This is a genomic window from Methylophilus sp., from assembly GCF_008015755.1.
Classification (GTDB): Bacteria; Pseudomonadota; Gammaproteobacteria; order Burkholderiales; family Methylophilaceae; genus Methylophilus.
Genome location: NZ_SSGF01000007.1, coordinates 237,626 through 252,060 on the forward strand (window position 1 = coordinate 237,626; position 14,435 = coordinate 252,060).

Here is a 14,435-nt window from a genome sequence, read left to right on the forward strand (position 1 = left end):
GCAGTAAACAGTTTTTTGGAGTAATACGGCTAAATTGGCTGCCTAGTTACTCTTTATTCAACCTCTAAGGAGATAAAAATGCCAAAGATGAAAACAAAGAGCAGCGCCAAAAAGCGCTTTAAGTTCTTGGGTAACGGTAAAGTGAAGCGTACACACTCTCACTTGCGCCATATCCTGACTAAAAAAACCACCAAGCAAAAACGTAAGCTGCGCGGTACTTCTATTATTTCTGCGACTGACGTGAAACGCGTCCGCGCAATGATGCCAACACAATAAGGAGACCGACATGCCTAGAGTTAAACGTGGTGTCGTCGCACGCGCAAGACATAAAAAAGTTTTAAATGCTGCTAAAGGTTACCGTGGTCGTCGTAAGAACGTCTACCGTGTTGCCAAACAGGCGGTAATGAAAGCCGGTCAATACGCATACCGTGACCGTCGTCAGAAAAAACGTCAATTCCGTACCTTGTGGATTGCCCGTATCAACGCGGCAGCCCGTGAAGCTGGTTTGACATACAGCCGTTTCATGAATGGCCTGAAAAAATCTGCGGTTGAAGTTGACCGTAAAGTACTGGCTGATCTGGCCGTGTTCGACAAAGCTGCTTTTGCTAAATTCGTAGAATTGGCTAAAACAGGTTTAAGCGCCTAATCAGACCTACCAAAAAAAGAGGCTGCGGCCTCTTTTTTTATTTTAATGTTACTTAAAACTTGAAGAATACGCACGATGGCTGATCTCAATCACTTAATCGCAGAAGCGGCACAAGACTTCGCGGCTTGTCATGATGTTCCTGCACTAGAAAATGCCAAGGCCAAATACCTGGGCAAATCTGGCGCGCTGACCGAGGCCTTGAAAGGGCTGGGTAAATTGACGGCTGAAGAGCGTCCTGCAGCTGGCGCGGCGATTAATGTGGTTAAACAAGCCGTTGAGCAGGCCTTGAATGAGCGCCGTGACAGTATTTTGGCCGCCGCTCAGGCCAAACAACTGGCCAGTGAAACGATTGATGTGACTTTGCCCGCCCGTGCACAATCTGCCGGTGGCTTGCATCCGGTGACACTGACCTTGCGCCGTGTAGAAGAGCTGTTTCACTCGATTGGGTTCAGTGTGGCGGATGGCCCTGAAATCGAAACCGATTTTTATAATTTCACCGCGCTGAATATTCCTGATAACCATCCGGCGCGTGCCATGCACGATACCTTTTACATTGATAGCGGTAATGACAGCATGGAGCACGTCTTGCGTACGCATACCTCGCCAGTGCAAGTGCATTACATGGAAAACAATACGCCGCCGTTGAAGATTATTGCGCCAGGTCGCGTCTACCGTGTTGACTCCGATGCAACACACTCGCCGATGTTTCACCAAGTGGAAGGCTTGTGGGTAGACGAGCAAATCAGCTTTGCTAATCTCAAAGGCGTAGTGCAGGACTTCTTGCAAAAGTTTTTCGAGCGTGATGATCTCACTGTGCGTTTCCGCCCATCATTCTTTCCATTTACTGAGCCATCGGCCGAGATGGACATGAGCTGGAACGGTGGCTGGTTGGAAATTGGCGGCTGTGGCATGGTGCACCCGGAGGTGCTCAAACACGTCAATATCGACAGCGAAAAATACCGTGGCTTTGCCTTTGGTTTGGGCGTAGAGCGCCTGGCCATGTTGCGCTACGGCGTCAATGATCTGCGTCATTTCTTTAATAATGACCTGCGTTTTTTGCAGCAATTTATTAAATAATTCCATCGCCAGCTCACTTTAAATACCGAATTAATACAGGGTTAGACACATATGCAGTTCTCCGAACAATGGTTACGTTCCATGGTGAATCCATCGCTGGATACCGCGCAACTTGGTCACGCATTGACCATGGCCGGTCTGGAAGTGGAAGAGTTAAGCCCGGTCGCGCCGGCGTTTAGCCATGTCGTAGTCGCTGAGATTATGGAAGCCGCTAAACACCCGGACGCAGACCGTTTGCAAGTGTGTAAAGTGAACGTCGGCGAAGAGATTTTGCAAATTGTCTGCGGTGCCTCGAATGCACGCGTGGGAATCAAAATACCCTGTGCCCTGGTAGGCGCTGAGCTGCCTGGCATTCAAATCAAACAAGCCAAAGTGCGTGGTGTAGAGTCTTTTGGTATGTTGTGTTCTGCCAAAGAGCTGGGCATTGCGACCGAAGCCAATGGGATTCTGGAATTGCCAGCAGATGCACCGGTTGGCCAGGATATCCGCGAATACCTGGACTTGAATGACAGCACCTATACCTTAAAACTAACACCTAACCGTGCCGACTGTTTAAGCATTCTAGGCATCGCCCGCGATGTAGTAGCGATGACAGGTGCACCAATCACGACGCCTGAGATGACAACTGCGACGATTGGTAGCAACCTGACCAAAGCTGTGACTCTCAGTGCGGCAGAGGCTTGCCCTGCTTATTATGGCCGTGTTGTTGAAGGCGTGAATGCCCAGGCCAAAACCCCTGACTGGATGGTGCGCCGTTTAGAGCGTAGCGGCATCCGTAGCATCAGTGCGCTGGTGGATATTACCAACTATGTGCTGCTTGAACTGGGCCAGCCTATGCATGCGTTTGACCATGCGCTTTTACAAGGCGATGTGGCCGTCCGTTTCGCCAGCGCTGGTGAAAAACTGGCCTTGCTCAATGACACAGAAGTGACTTTAAAAGCGGATGATCTGGTGATTGCCGATGGCCATGGACCGGTTGCCTTGGCTGGCGTGATGGGCGGTAAACCGACTTCTGTCACCGATGCGACACAAGCCATCTTCTTAGAAAGCGCTTTCTTTACACCAGACGTCATGGCAGGCAAAGCGCGTCGTTTGGGCTTGAGCACAGACTCTTCTTACCGTTTTGAGCGCGGTGTGGATTTCGGCAATACCTTGAATGCCTTGGAGCGGGCGACGGCATTGGTGCTGGAGATTTGTGGTGGTCAGGCTGGTGCGGTGACCGCGGTGACTGCTCAACTGCCTGTGCGCAAGCAAGTCACGTTGCGTCATGCTTATCTGCTGTCGATTCTGGGCATAGACGTTAGCCTGGCGCAAGTGGGTCAGTTACTGACGCAATTGGGATTTGTGTATACCGAAGCTAACGGTGTGTTTAATGTTAGTGCGCCTAGCTTCCGCTTTGATATTGCGCGTGAAGAAGACCTGATTGAGGAAGTGGCCCGTTTGCATGGCTATGAGCATATCCCAGCGCTCACACCAGTCGCTTCGCAAGGCATGCTGGTGGCGCCTGAGGCCACACGTAGCAAGCACTGGTTGCGCGATGTGATGGTGAACCATGGTTATCAAGAAGTAGTGACTTACAGCTTTGTTGATGCGAACTGGGAGCGTGATTTATACGGCAATAGCCAGCCGATTGCGCTGAAAAATCCAATTGCCAGCAACTTGAGCGTGATGCGCTCTGGCTTGTGGGGCGGACTGCTGGACGCGCTGGATTACAACCTCAAGCGCCAACAAACACGTGCCATGCTGTTTGAATTGGGCGCCCGTTATGAGAAGGGGGCGCAAGGCTTTGTTGAAACATTGACCCTGTCTGGCCTCGTTTATGGCGGCGTGTTGCCTGAGCAATGGGCGGTTGAAACGCGCGCTTTTGATTTTTACGATGCCAAAGCACATGTGGAGGCGTTATTCGCGCAACCGGTGCGGTTTGCCGTCGAACAACATCCCGCTTTGCATCCAGGCCAGTCAGCTCGCATTTACCTGGGCGACAAAGCCGTTGGCTGGCTGGGTAAATTGCATCCGCAATGGCAGCAGCAATATGGTCTCACCAGCGCTTGTTACCTGTTTGAGCTGGATGCCGATGCGGGACTCGCCACCCAAGTGCCTGCGTATAACGAAGTCAGCAAATTCTTGCCGGTTCGTCGCGATTTAGCCATGGTCGTCGACCAAACTGTCTCGGCACAGGACATGATTGATGCCATTATTTCTGAGCAAATTCCACAGTTGCAAACGGTGAAATTGTTCGATGTTTATCATGGTAAAGGTGTGCCCGAAAACAAAAAAAGCCTTGCATTTCTTGTACTTATGCAAGATACTTGCAAGACAATGGTCGATGAGGAAGTGGATACCATCGTGGCACGAATCCTCAACAACTGGTCATCCAAATTTGCTGCGTCACTGAGATGATTCCCTGGAATCATCATTGCTTGGCGCCAAGCACAAACAGTTGATACAACACAAGCATCTCGCATAATAAGAAGGTTCAGGGGATCGTTAATGACACTCACAAAAGCTGACTTGGCCGATTTGTTGTTTGAACAAGTCGGGCTGAACAAGCGTGAAGCCAAAGACATGGTAGAAGCGTTTTTTGAAGAAGTTCGCAACGCGCTCGAGCAGGGTGATAGCGTCAAGCTGTCCGGTTTCGGTAACTTCGAGTTGCGTACAAAATCCGAGCGCCCTGGCCGTAATCCAAAAACTGGCGAAGAAATTCCAATCTCTGCACGCCGTGTCGTGACTTTTCACGCCAGCCAAAAATTAAAATTACGCGTAGAAGAACACTACGCCGAACAACCATTACAAGCACAAGCCTAATCTGACTCCTAAACATGGTAGAAACGCAAAAAGTCACGTTGCCGCCTATCCCTGCCAAACGCTATTTCACCATCGGTGAGGTGAGTGAGTTGTGCGGGGTCAAGCCGCATGTGCTGCGTTACTGGGAGCAAGAGTTCACTCAGCTGAAACCGGTCAAGCGTCGTGGCAATCGTCGCTACTACCAGCATCACGAAGTGCTCTTGATTCGTAAAATCCGCGAACTGCTGTATGAGCAAGGCTTCACCATCAGTGGTGCGCGTAACCGCTTGGATGGTGTAGAGGAAAAAGCAGATAAATTGCGGGCTAGCAACGACATTGCCAGCCCTGTTGCTACGAATACGCAATCTTTGATTGCCCAAGAAACTAAATTACCTGTCGTGGATGTCGCCGCGCTCAGAGAGCAAATTCAACAGGTATTACAACTGCTAAAAGCCCCAGCCTAAACCGTCTGGCGCACTTATAAAACCGCATATTCTGCTTAGCGAATATGCGGTTTTGTTTTATAATACAGCCTTCTTTTCGAGCAGGTTCCTGTTCGATTCTAACGTCGGGGCGTAGCGCAGCCTGGTAGCGCACTTGCATGGGGTGCAAGGGGTCGTGTGTTCGAATCACACCGTTCCGACCAAAATCTAATCTAATACAATCCATAAGTAGCCTTAAAACAGGTATTTAAGCGATTTATGTGTCTATGCACATCCAAAGAAGTCTTAAGGCCTAAAGCTAGAGTATTGAAGGAAATGGCAGGGCAACAATGCTTGAAATGATGAATGCAAAGGTGTTGAGCACTAGCCAGCGGGTAAACCTTGGTAGCTCGATGTTATTGCCTTCAAGCAAACGATTACCCCACTGTAAAGCGAAGTAGTAGGCGAGTAGAGAAACAACTATACCTGCGATGAGCATCATTAGATTTTAACACCGTCACTGATGTGGATCATGCGTAAAAGCCATAGAAAAGAGTCTGTCAACACTCAATTTTAGGGGTCACCAACGTGATTAAGGGTGTAGCTTTAAAAGCTGGGCCCTCATCATATTGTCGGTTTAAATCGTCATGTCAGGCGCAATTGCCGCAGCGATCTGCTGTTGATTGCTGATGGTGCCGATATGGCGTGCCAATGCTTCGCTCAGGGGCATGGGGCGGTTTAAATAGAAACCCTGGGCAAAAGCGACGCCCATGTCTTTCAGGCAGTCTAGTGTGGCTTCATCTTCTACGTATTCGGCAATGGTCTGGATTTCCATCGATTGCGCGACGCTTTGAATGGCTTGGGCCATTGCCAGGTCCACTTTGTTGCTGGTGATATCTTTGACGTAAGCACCGTCCATTTTGAGGAAGTTGACCGGCAGGTGTTTGAGGTAGCTGAAAGAAGACATGCCGCTGCCAAAGTCATCTAGCATGAAACGAGTGCCCATTTTTTGCAGCTCTGTAATCAATTTAATGGTGTTATCGATGTTGATGATGGCTGACGTTTCTGTGACTTCAAAACAGACATGGCTGGGCGAGATGTCGTACGTGTCAAAACAGTTTTGAATGTAGGGCAGCAGTTGGGCGTCACCTAAAGACGTGCCAGACAGATTAATGCTGACAATAAAAGGGGTGACGCTAGACTGCATTTTAAACAGCGGTTGCAGGGCCATAAATGCGTGCTGGATGACCCAGCGATCAATCTTGGTCATCAAGTGATAACGCTCTGCCGAGGGCAGGAATTCTGCCGGGGGAATGATGCCGCCGTGTTCGTCGCGTTTGCGGATCAAAATCTCGTAGAAGGGCGGTAATTCTTTTTGTTGCAGCGGGAAAATGCCCTGGCAGTAGAGAACAAACTCGTTGTGCTCGATGGCTTCATTGATGCGCAACACCCATTCCATTTCAACATGGCGTTTGAGTAACACGTCATCTTCTGGGTGAAACAGGTGAATCTGGTTACGGCCATTATCTTTCGCCACATAGCAGGCAGCGTCGGCATGGCGCGTAATCTCACCTACGTCTTTGAGGGTAGTGGTGATTTCGACAATGCCGATACTGATGCCGGTTTGGAACAAGCGACCCTCATGCATAAAGCGGAAGGTTTCTACCATTTGCCGCAGTTGCGCGGCAATTTCAATGGCTTTTTCAACCTGGCAATAGCTGAGCAACAGGCCAAACTCGTCGCCGCCCAAGCGGGCAAAGGTGTCCTCAGCGCGTATGCGCTGGCTTAAGATCATGCTGATCTGACGCAACATTTCGTCGCCAGCCAAATGGCCGCAGGTATCATTAATGACGCGGAACTGGTCAAGATCCATGTAGCAGAACACGTGGTTTGCACGGTGTTGTTTGACATCTTGCAGCGCTTGTTGCAGGCGTCTTTCCAGCTCTTGGCGATTGACCAGTCCAGTGAGGGCGTCGTGACGCGCCTGGTAACGCAGCTGGGCTTGCGCATCTTGAATGCGGTGACGCATGTCAGCTTCGACATGCTGCATGTCTCTGGAAATCTGATTAATGGTGGTTTGTAGGGATTTGATTTCAGGCAAGGAATTTTTACCTTGGCTGACTTGTTGGCTGCCGATGACAAAGCGTTTGAGCGCAGAAGTCATGTCGCGAATCGGCTGGCTAATCGAGCGACTCACCCAGCTCACCAAAATAGAGCACAAGATAAGCGCTAGCGTAATGTAGCCGACATTTTTGATAAAGGCCTGGCGATGGTCTTCGATCAGCGAAGCTTTATCGATAGCGACAAACACATAGCCCAGCAAACGATGGGCAGGTTCGGTAGAGAGCACTTTCACCATGGTGATGTCATGTGTGCTTTGCTGCATAACGATGGTGTCTTGTTGCGGCAGTGTTTCGCTGATATTGAAAGAGGTGCCAAGATTGGCGATGGCATGATTATCTGCATCGGCAATAATCAGCGATAGATAAGGTTCACGATTCAGTTGGCTGGCTTTGAGCAGGCGCTCGATATAGTCCTGGCCGTGGAGGTCGGTTTGGTTGTGTATCACCGCAGACAAGAATTTTGCGGTGGTTAAGGCATGCTGGCTGAGTTTGTCTTCTTCGCGTTGCAGTTGTTCTTTAAAGTCAAATAACAACAGAATGCAAGATAACGCGAATACTGGCCCGATGACTAAAAGCAATAATCTGGACTGGATACTTAAATTTTGGAAAAAATGCATGGATTCCAGAGGGTCTGTTTAAATTAAAGCAGCAGGCGCATACAGAAGCAGGCTGAATAGCCATTGAGTTCGATTCATGACATCCCCCTGAATTTCGTGTATAAGTCGCAATGATTATAACAGTAACAATTTTTCCGGTTTGTAGCTTAGATGCGGCAACTTGTTAAGTTTTATTATCACCAAACTAGTGTATTTGTTTTCTCATGATACAGCAAATTTATATCACAGATTATTTGTCTGATGCCGCTGCTCACCCCGTTGAGATGGTTCAGTCACTGGTTGCGCAATGTCCTGCGTTGTTAAATGCACAGTGGACGGTCAGCCCGTTGCCGCCGCTCAAAACCTTGCTGCGTGCGTTACGCGTGCATGAGGAGGCAGGGCCTGATTTTTCTGTAGCGACGCTACTCTCTGCCCGACAGGCTTGGCCAGGTGCGCGCCCTGCATTTTGTCTGTTGCCGGTGCATCTTGGTATGCGGCGTGATACGTTTAGTTTGCAGGCAGTGACTCCTTTGGCAGCAAACACCTATGCAAGCCTGACAGAACGTTTGCAAACACATTTTGCTGATGATTTTGTCATTCATGCTGATAGCAGCCAGCGTTTTTGGTGGGTTCAGCCTTTGCGTGATATGCAGGCGCAATGTAAGTGGCCACAAGATTGTTTGTATCAGCAGGCCTTTCAATGGCAGCCGCAAGGTGCCGATGCTGCCGTGATTAGACAATGGACGAACGAAATACAAATGCTAATCCATCAGGCCGCCCATGGCACAGAGGTGGCAGATTGGCCAGCTGCGCTGAATAGTTTATGGTTTGCCAGTGTGGGCGAGATGCCGACCTGGCAAGCGTCTGCCCCTGTGATTGCTGGGCAAGGCGAGATTGTTGCCGCCTTGCAGGCTTGTGCGTTGCCCACGATTCGGTCAGCATCGATGGCCGCATTGATGGCAGATCAAGACGCCCGGCAAGCCGCATGGGTTGCAGATCAATGGCAAACCGTGGATTGGCCTATGCTATCTAACGCTTTGCAAACAGGCCGCCAGAGCACATTGAAACTGGTGTTGCCATTTGCCGAGCGTAGCATTGAGGTGCACTATAAAAAACAATTACGTTGGCAGTTTTGGCGCAAAGCGCCTCGCCTGGAAACCCTGTTGCAACAGCTTGAAACAACCCTGACGACCAGCGGCTAGCGCTGCTTGCGACCTACTTACCGCTCATACACCATGAAAATTAAACAACGCGTTTATTCCGAGGCCTCGTTTGCGGCCTTGCAGGCACAAGGCTTGCCACCTTTGTTAGCGAGATTGCTGGCCGCGAGGGCGGTGACTGCCGAGGACTGGCTGCGCCAGGAAATGCCGCATTTGCTTAAGCCGGAGGCCTTGACCGGTGCGGCCGAGATGGCAAGACTGCTGGCCGATGCAATCGCACAGCAAAAACGTATTTTGATCGTGGGCGATTACGATGCAGACGGCGCGACAGCCACCAGTGTGGCCATGCGTGGTTTGCGTATGATGGGGGCCGTCGTTGACTTTTTAGTGCCCAATCGTTTTGAATATGGCTACGGCCTGACACCCGAAATTGTGGCCCTGGCCGCGCAACAGCAACCAGAGGTGATTTTGACGGTGGATAACGGCATTGCCAGTATGGATGGCGTTGCCGCCGCCAAAGCACTCGGTTTGCAGGTGCTGATTACTGACCACCATTTGCCCGCCGAGCAAACCCCTGCTGCAGACTGTATCGTTAACCCTAATCAGCGTGGCTGTGGTTTCCCGAGCAAGCATCTGGCTGGGGTAGGGGTGATGTTTTATGTGTTGATTGCATTGCGTGCCGAGCTCAAACAGCGCGGGCACTTGCTTGATGAGACTGTGCATCTGGGCAGTCTGTTAGACCTGGTGGCTTTAGGCACAGTGGCTGACCTGGTGAAACTGGATGCCAATAACCGTATCCTGGTCAGGCAAGGCCTGAAGCGTATTCGCCAAGGGCAGGCTAGCCCGGGCATTCTGGCGATTCTTAAACTGGCTGGGCGCGATGCCTCGCAGGTCAATGCGCAGGATTTAGGCTTTTACGTTGGGCCGCGTCTCAATGCCGCAGGCCGGTTAGATGACATGACCATAGGCATTCGTTGCCTGTTGGCAGACACGCCGCAGGAGGCGATGCAGTATGCGCAGAAACTGCATGTACTCAATGCAGAGCGCAAGCAGATTGAAGCTGAAATGCAGTGGGATGCGATGGCAGATCTCACGCAGGATTTTCGTGATGACCAATATACGATCAGTGTGTTTCAGCCGGATTGGCACCAGGGCGTGATTGGCATCCTCGCCTCACGTATTAAAGAGCAATATCACCGGCCAGTGATCGCCTTTGCCGATGCTGGTGACGGCTTGATCAAGGGCTCTGGTCGTTCAATTGCCGGGTTGCATTTGCGCGATGCCCTGGACTTAGTCACCAAGCTGCAGCCCGATCTGATTATTAAGTTTGGTGGCCACGCCATGGCGGCGGGGCTCAGTATCCGCGCCGATGATTTTGCACGCTTTCAGCAAACGTTTGAGCAAGTGGTACAAAGCCTGATTGATGCCGAAACCTTGCAGGAAGTGCTGGAAACAGACGGTGCATTGGCCGCACAAGAAATGACCATGCACACCGCAGAAGCCATCGCCCAGCAAGTTTGGGGGCAGGGCTTTCCGCAGCCAGTGTTTTATGACAATTTTCAAGTGTTGCAGCAAAAGGTGTTAGGTGAAAAACACCTGAAATTGCGTCTGCAAAAACATCACCAGCAATTTGATGCGATTTATTTTCAGCATGCCGAATTTTTGCCTGAGCAGGTAGAAATTGCTTATGCCATGCAAGTGAATGAGTTTAACGGTGCGCGCAATTTGCAATTGCAGGTCGTGCATGCGGTGGTTTAAACAGGCGATTGTTTAATTGGTCGCAGATCAACGCTGGTGCACGCAGATAACACTGAAACACTTTTATTGCTGATGCATTTGCCTTGTGTCTGTATAGCCATCTTTTCTGCTCTAAATCTGCGTTCATCCGCATTTATCTGCGGTTAAGCAATCCTTTAGGGGCTTTGCGCTAAATCAGTTAAAATACAGCCTTCATTCAAGAGGTTAAGCATGGCGCGTCCATTTAAATCCCCCAAAGCGACTGCTGCGGCACGTCCACCCAAAGTGCAACCGGCAGCGACAACAGTGACGGTGGATGCTGACGGCACCGAAGTGGCTGCAACACAACGTTCTGGGCAGCGTTTGCACAAATTGCTGGCCTTGGCTGGTTTTGGCTCGCGTCGCGATATGGAAACGCTGATTGAGAGTGGCCGCATCACCATTAATGGCCAGGTTGCGCAAGTCGGTGCGGTGGTAGACGAACATGACATCGTCCGCTTGGATAGCCGTATTCTGCATTTGCCGTTTGAGGCAGAGCTGCCACAAATATTGCTTTACCATAAACCCGAAGGCGAGATCGTCAGCCAGGATGACCCGGAAGGCCGAGCCACCGTCTTTGATAAACTGCCACGTATCAAACAAGGTAAATGGCTGGCGATTGGCCGGCTGGATATGAATACCAGTGGCTTGTTGATTTTTACCAATTCTGGTGAGCTGGCAAACCGCTTTATGCATCCGCGTTATGAAGTTGAGCGTGAATATGCGGTGAGGATTCTGGGGGAGTTGACCGAGGACCAGATGGCGCAACTCAAAAACGGTATCGAGCTCGAAGATGGCCCGGCCAACTTTGAAAGCATCTTCCCGCAAGGCGGTGAAGGGGCCAATAAATGGTATCAGGTAGTGATTAAAGAAGGCCGTAACCGCGAAGTGCGTCGCCTGTTCGAGGCGTTTCATTTGCCCGTGAGCCGGTTGATGCGCGTGCGATTTGGCCCGATCAACCTGCCACCGCGCCTCAAGCGCGGCACCATGCTCAAGCTGGAGCAAAAGCAAGTGGTGGGTTTAATGGAGTGGGCGGGTCTGGAAGTGCCGCGTAAACCGCTCAAGCAACTCAGTCCACGCGAAAAAGACCGTGCTACGCGTGTGTTTGTGCCTAAAGTGCGTAAACAACGCCGTAGCTTGCTGGAAACCGCAAACGCGCCGACAGAGACTGAACGCCCAGCACGTCCGGCGCCTAAGCAATCACGCCGGATTCGCCAGGATGCTGATATTAAACAGGCTTCACGCGAGAACGCACGCGCCAATACTGGCGCAAAAAAGCGCAGCGACCGCAATCGCTAACCCGTTAAACTGGTGTGGTATCAAAAAAAAGCACTTCTGACCGAAGTGCTTTTTTAATAGATTGAAACGCTGCGCAGACAAGTTTGCCTGCCGATTTATTCGCTTTGCAAACCCGCTTCAACCAAATCTTCTTTGGTCAGCATAAACACAAATTGGTCGCCCGCACTGGTATCCAGCCAGGTAAAAGGCAGCTCTGGGTAGGCGTCATGCAAGGCATCGCGATTATGGCCGATTTCTACCACTAAGATACCGCCATCATTGAGGTATTCGCCCGCTTGTGTGAGTAAAGTGTGCGTGTGATCCAGCCCTGCCACACCACTGCCCAGTGCCAGTTGCGGCTCCTGGCGGTATTCCGCTGGTAGCTCTGCCATGCTGGGGGCATCTACATAAGGCGGGTTGCTGATAATCACATCGTATTTACGGCCTTTGAGCGCAGTAAACATATCAGACTGCACCGCCTGTACCTGATGCTCCAGTCCGTAACGCTTGATATTGATATTGCTGACATCTATCGCATCTGGCGAGATGTCCACCACATCAATATGCGCATTGGGGAAGGTGTCTGCCAGCAACACCCCCAGACAACCCGAGCCAGTGCAAATATCGGCCGCAGATTCGACCATTTCTGGAAACTCTACCCAGGGCTGCAGGCCGTCTTCCAGCAGTTCGGCAATAAATGAGCGCGGCACAATCACGCGTTCATCCACATAAAATTTAAAGCCACGCAACCAGGCTTCGTTCACAAGGTAAGCGGTCGGCGTATGCTCGGTGACGCGTTTTTCAATCAAGGTCGCCAGATGCTGACTTTCTTCTGTGGTCAAACGCGCATCGAAAAAGTTATCCAGTGTGTCATGCGGTAAATGTAAAGCACTCATCACCAGCCACACGGCTTCGTCGTAGCTGTTGTCGGTGCCGTGACCATAAAAAATATCAGAGTTTTCAAAACGGCTAACAGCGTAACGCAGCCAGTCGCGGATCGTGTGTAAGTTGCTTGTCATATTATTTGAGTAGTAACAGTTCCATGGTGCGCTGATAGGTTTCTTTGAGCGGCTCTATGTCTGCCACCGCCACGCACTCATTCAGTTTGTGGATGGTCGCGTTGAGCGGGCCAAACTCGACTACTTCTTTGCAGATGTCGGCGATAAAGCGGCCGTCAGAAGTGCCGCCGGTGGTAGATAACTCAGGCGTCACACCATAGCTTTGGGTAATGGCCTGGCTGATGGCTTCGACCAGTTGGCCGCGTGGCGTGATATAGGATTGGTTATGTTCCCAGTCCAGCGTGTATTCAAAGCCGTGACTATCTAAAATGGCATGTACGCGTGAGCGCAAGCTGTCTTCGGAGCTACCTTGGCCATCCACCTCTGGGCAATAGCGGAAGTTAAACAGGATTTCTACTTCGCCGGGCACCACATTGGTGGCACCTGTGCCACCATTCATATTGGAGATTTGCCATGAGGTGGGCGGGAAGTATTCGTTGCCGTTGTCCCACACGGTTTCCACCATGTCTTTGATCGCCGGTGCAGCCAGATGAATCGGGTTTTTAACCAGATGCGGGTAAGCGATATGGCCTTGTATGCCCTTGACGGTGAGTTTGCCGGACAAGGAGCCGCGGCGACCGTTTTTGATCATGTCGCCAACCACTTTGTTACTGGTCGGCTCGCCGACGATGCAGTAATCGAATGTTTCGCCACGCGCTTGCAAGGCTTCGACCACTTTGACCGTGCCTTCGATGGCGATGCCTTCTTCGTCTGAAGTAATCAGCAAGCCAATCGAGCCAGGATGATCAGGATGCTCGGCAATAAACGCTTCTATGCTGGTAATAAACGCCGCCAGTGACGTTTTCATATCTGCCGCGCCACGTGCGTACAGCATGCCGTCTTTAATCGTTGGCTCAAATGGCGGTGTGTGCCATTGATCGAGCGGACCCGTGGGGACCACGTCCGTGTGACCGGCGAACACAATCAGCGGGCCTGTGGTACCGCGGCGGGCATAAAAATTATCCACCTGGCCAAAACGCATGCGCTCAATCTTGAAGCCCAAGGGCTCCAGGCGGGCGATCATGGTTTCCTGACAACCAGCATCTTCCGGCGTCAGAGAGCGGCGTTGAAGGAGGTCAATGGCAAGGTCCAGCGTTGTTGTCATAGGGCTTATTCTTTGGCAAACAGTTGAGCATACTCGGCTTCATGAAAGCCAAGGGCGATGATTTTGTTGTCTTTGACGATGATAGGGCGCTTGATCACGGAGGTTTTTTCCTGCATCAAGGGCTGCGCCGTGGCGGCATCCACCACCGCATTTTTTTCGGCCTCAGTCAGGTTGCGCCAGGTCATGCCGCTACGATTAACCAGTTTTTCCCATGGTTGTTGTTGCAGCCAGGATTGTGCCGTGGCGGCATCCAGCCCGAGCTTTTTAAAGTCATGGAATTCATAAGCCACCGCATGCTGATCCAGCCAGTCGCGGGCCTTTTTCACGGTATTGCAATTGGGGATGCCGTACAGTTTCATGGCGGGTTTGTGCGGTTAAAAACCATATTTTAACAGCCAGACGCGGGTGCG

13 protein-coding genes and 1 tRNA gene are annotated in these 14,435 nt (G+C 51.1%); 10 read left to right on the forward strand and 4 right to left on the reverse strand.

The genetic code is table 11. The features are described from left to right. The first annotated feature begins 78 nt into the window (after positions 1-78). From rpmI to E6Q52_RS03770, 7 genes are all read left to right on the forward strand, one after another. On the forward strand, positions 79-276 hold the full coding sequence (gene rpmI, locus E6Q52_RS03740) for a 50S ribosomal protein L35 (protein ID WP_019881750.1): 198 nt from the start codon (positions 79-81) through the stop codon (positions 274-276). Between the two features lie 10 nt (positions 277-286). After that, complete coding sequence (rplT, locus tag E6Q52_RS03745) at positions 287-646, forward strand: 50S ribosomal protein L20 (protein ID WP_029148486.1); 360 nt, start codon at positions 287-289, stop codon at positions 644-646. Positions 647-721: 75 nt separating this feature from the next. Beyond that, positions 722-1,723: a phenylalanine--tRNA ligase subunit alpha gene (gene pheS, locus E6Q52_RS03750; RefSeq protein ID WP_292818622.1), complete on the forward strand. Its 1,002-nt coding sequence runs from the start codon at positions 722-724 to the stop codon at positions 1,721-1,723. Between the two features lie 51 nt (positions 1,724-1,774). Continuing rightward, entirely contained in the window at positions 1,775-4,123 is a 2,349-nt protein-coding gene (gene pheT, locus E6Q52_RS03755; protein WP_292818625.1) for a phenylalanine--tRNA ligase subunit beta, read from the forward strand. A 90-nt stretch (positions 4,124-4,213) separates the two neighbouring features. After that, entirely contained in the window at positions 4,214-4,528 is a 315-nt protein-coding gene (locus tag E6Q52_RS03760) for an integration host factor subunit alpha (RefSeq protein WP_018985782.1), read from the forward strand. 14 nt (positions 4,529-4,542) lie between these two features. Further along, positions 4,543-4,971, forward strand: coding sequence for a MerR family transcriptional regulator (locus E6Q52_RS03765; protein WP_292818628.1), 429 nt, complete (start codon positions 4,543-4,545; stop codon positions 4,969-4,971). Positions 4,972-5,076: 105 nt separating this feature from the next. After that, positions 5,077-5,153: transfer RNA gene (locus E6Q52_RS03770), tRNA-Pro, on the forward strand. 413 nt (positions 5,154-5,566) lie between these two features. Here the strand turns inward: E6Q52_RS03770 and E6Q52_RS03775 are convergent. Beyond that, the gene (locus tag E6Q52_RS03775) at positions 5,567-7,669 is read right to left on the reverse strand and encodes an EAL domain-containing protein (protein WP_292818631.1); all 2,103 of its coding nucleotides are present in this window, start codon (positions 7,667-7,669) and stop codon (positions 5,567-5,569) included. Positions 7,670-7,872: 203 nt separating this feature from the next. Between E6Q52_RS03775 and E6Q52_RS03780 the strand changes: the two genes are divergently transcribed. From E6Q52_RS03780 to rluB, 3 genes are all read left to right on the forward strand, one after another. Beyond that, positions 7,873-8,850 (forward strand): hypothetical protein, encoded by a 978-nt coding sequence (locus tag E6Q52_RS03780; RefSeq protein WP_292818634.1) that lies wholly within the window; start codon positions 7,873-7,875, stop codon positions 8,848-8,850. Positions 8,851-8,883: 33 nt separating this feature from the next. Then, a complete protein-coding gene (recJ, locus tag E6Q52_RS03785; RefSeq protein WP_292818637.1) occupies positions 8,884-10,566 on the forward strand; it encodes a single-stranded-DNA-specific exonuclease RecJ in 1,683 nt (560 codons plus the stop codon). A gap of 210 nt (positions 10,567-10,776) precedes the next feature. Beyond that, positions 10,777-11,883, forward strand: coding sequence for a 23S rRNA pseudouridine(2605) synthase RluB (gene rluB, locus E6Q52_RS03790; protein ID WP_292818640.1), 1,107 nt, complete (start codon positions 10,777-10,779; stop codon positions 11,881-11,883). Between the two features lie 95 nt (positions 11,884-11,978). Here rluB and prmB read toward each other — a convergent pair whose 3' ends face one another. From prmB to E6Q52_RS03805, 3 genes are read right to left on the reverse strand one after another with little or no spacing between them, the layout of a single operon-like run. Then, positions 11,979-12,881: a 50S ribosomal protein L3 N(5)-glutamine methyltransferase gene (gene prmB / locus E6Q52_RS03795; protein WP_292818643.1), complete on the reverse strand. Its 903-nt coding sequence runs from the start codon at positions 12,879-12,881 to the stop codon at positions 11,979-11,981. A gap of 1 nt (position 12,882) precedes the next feature. Beyond that, positions 12,883-14,025, reverse strand: coding sequence for a succinyl-diaminopimelate desuccinylase (gene dapE / locus E6Q52_RS03800; RefSeq protein WP_292818646.1), 1,143 nt, complete (start codon positions 14,023-14,025; stop codon positions 12,883-12,885). Between the two features lie 5 nt (positions 14,026-14,030). Continuing rightward, entirely contained in the window at positions 14,031-14,384 is a 354-nt protein-coding gene (locus tag E6Q52_RS03805; protein WP_292818648.1) for an ArsC family reductase, read from the reverse strand. Between the last annotated feature and the right edge of the window lie 51 nt (positions 14,385-14,435).

Coding starts and splice junctions, on each gene's coding strand:
- E6Q52_RS03805 (WP_292818648.1), bottom strand. CDS start 14,384: ATGAAACTGTACGGCATCCCCAATTGCAATACCGTGAAAAAGGCCCGC.
- rluB (WP_292818640.1), top strand. CDS start 10,777: ATGGCGCGTCCATTTAAATCCCCCAAAGCGACTGCTGCGGCACGTCCA.
- dapE (WP_292818646.1), bottom strand. CDS start 14,025: ATGACAACAACGCTGGACCTTGCCATTGACCTCCTTCAACGCCGCTCT.
- E6Q52_RS03775 (WP_292818631.1), bottom strand. CDS start 7,669: ATGCATTTTTTCCAAAATTTAAGTATCCAGTCCAGATTATTGCTTTTA.
- pheS (WP_292818622.1), top strand. CDS start 722: ATGGCTGATCTCAATCACTTAATCGCAGAAGCGGCACAAGACTTCGCG.
- E6Q52_RS03780 (WP_292818634.1), top strand. CDS start 7,873: ATGATACAGCAAATTTATATCACAGATTATTTGTCTGATGCCGCTGCT.
- E6Q52_RS03760 (WP_018985782.1), top strand. CDS start 4,214: ATGACACTCACAAAAGCTGACTTGGCCGATTTGTTGTTTGAACAAGTC.
- rplT (WP_029148486.1), top strand. CDS start 287: ATGCCTAGAGTTAAACGTGGTGTCGTCGCACGCGCAAGACATAAAAAA.
- E6Q52_RS03765 (WP_292818628.1), top strand. CDS start 4,543: ATGGTAGAAACGCAAAAAGTCACGTTGCCGCCTATCCCTGCCAAACGC.
- recJ (WP_292818637.1), top strand. CDS start 8,884: ATGAAAATTAAACAACGCGTTTATTCCGAGGCCTCGTTTGCGGCCTTG.
- prmB (WP_292818643.1), bottom strand. CDS start 12,881: ATGACAAGCAACTTACACACGATCCGCGACTGGCTGCGTTACGCTGTT.
- rpmI (WP_019881750.1), top strand. CDS start 79: ATGCCAAAGATGAAAACAAAGAGCAGCGCCAAAAAGCGCTTTAAGTTC.
- pheT (WP_292818625.1), top strand. CDS start 1,775: ATGCAGTTCTCCGAACAATGGTTACGTTCCATGGTGAATCCATCGCTG.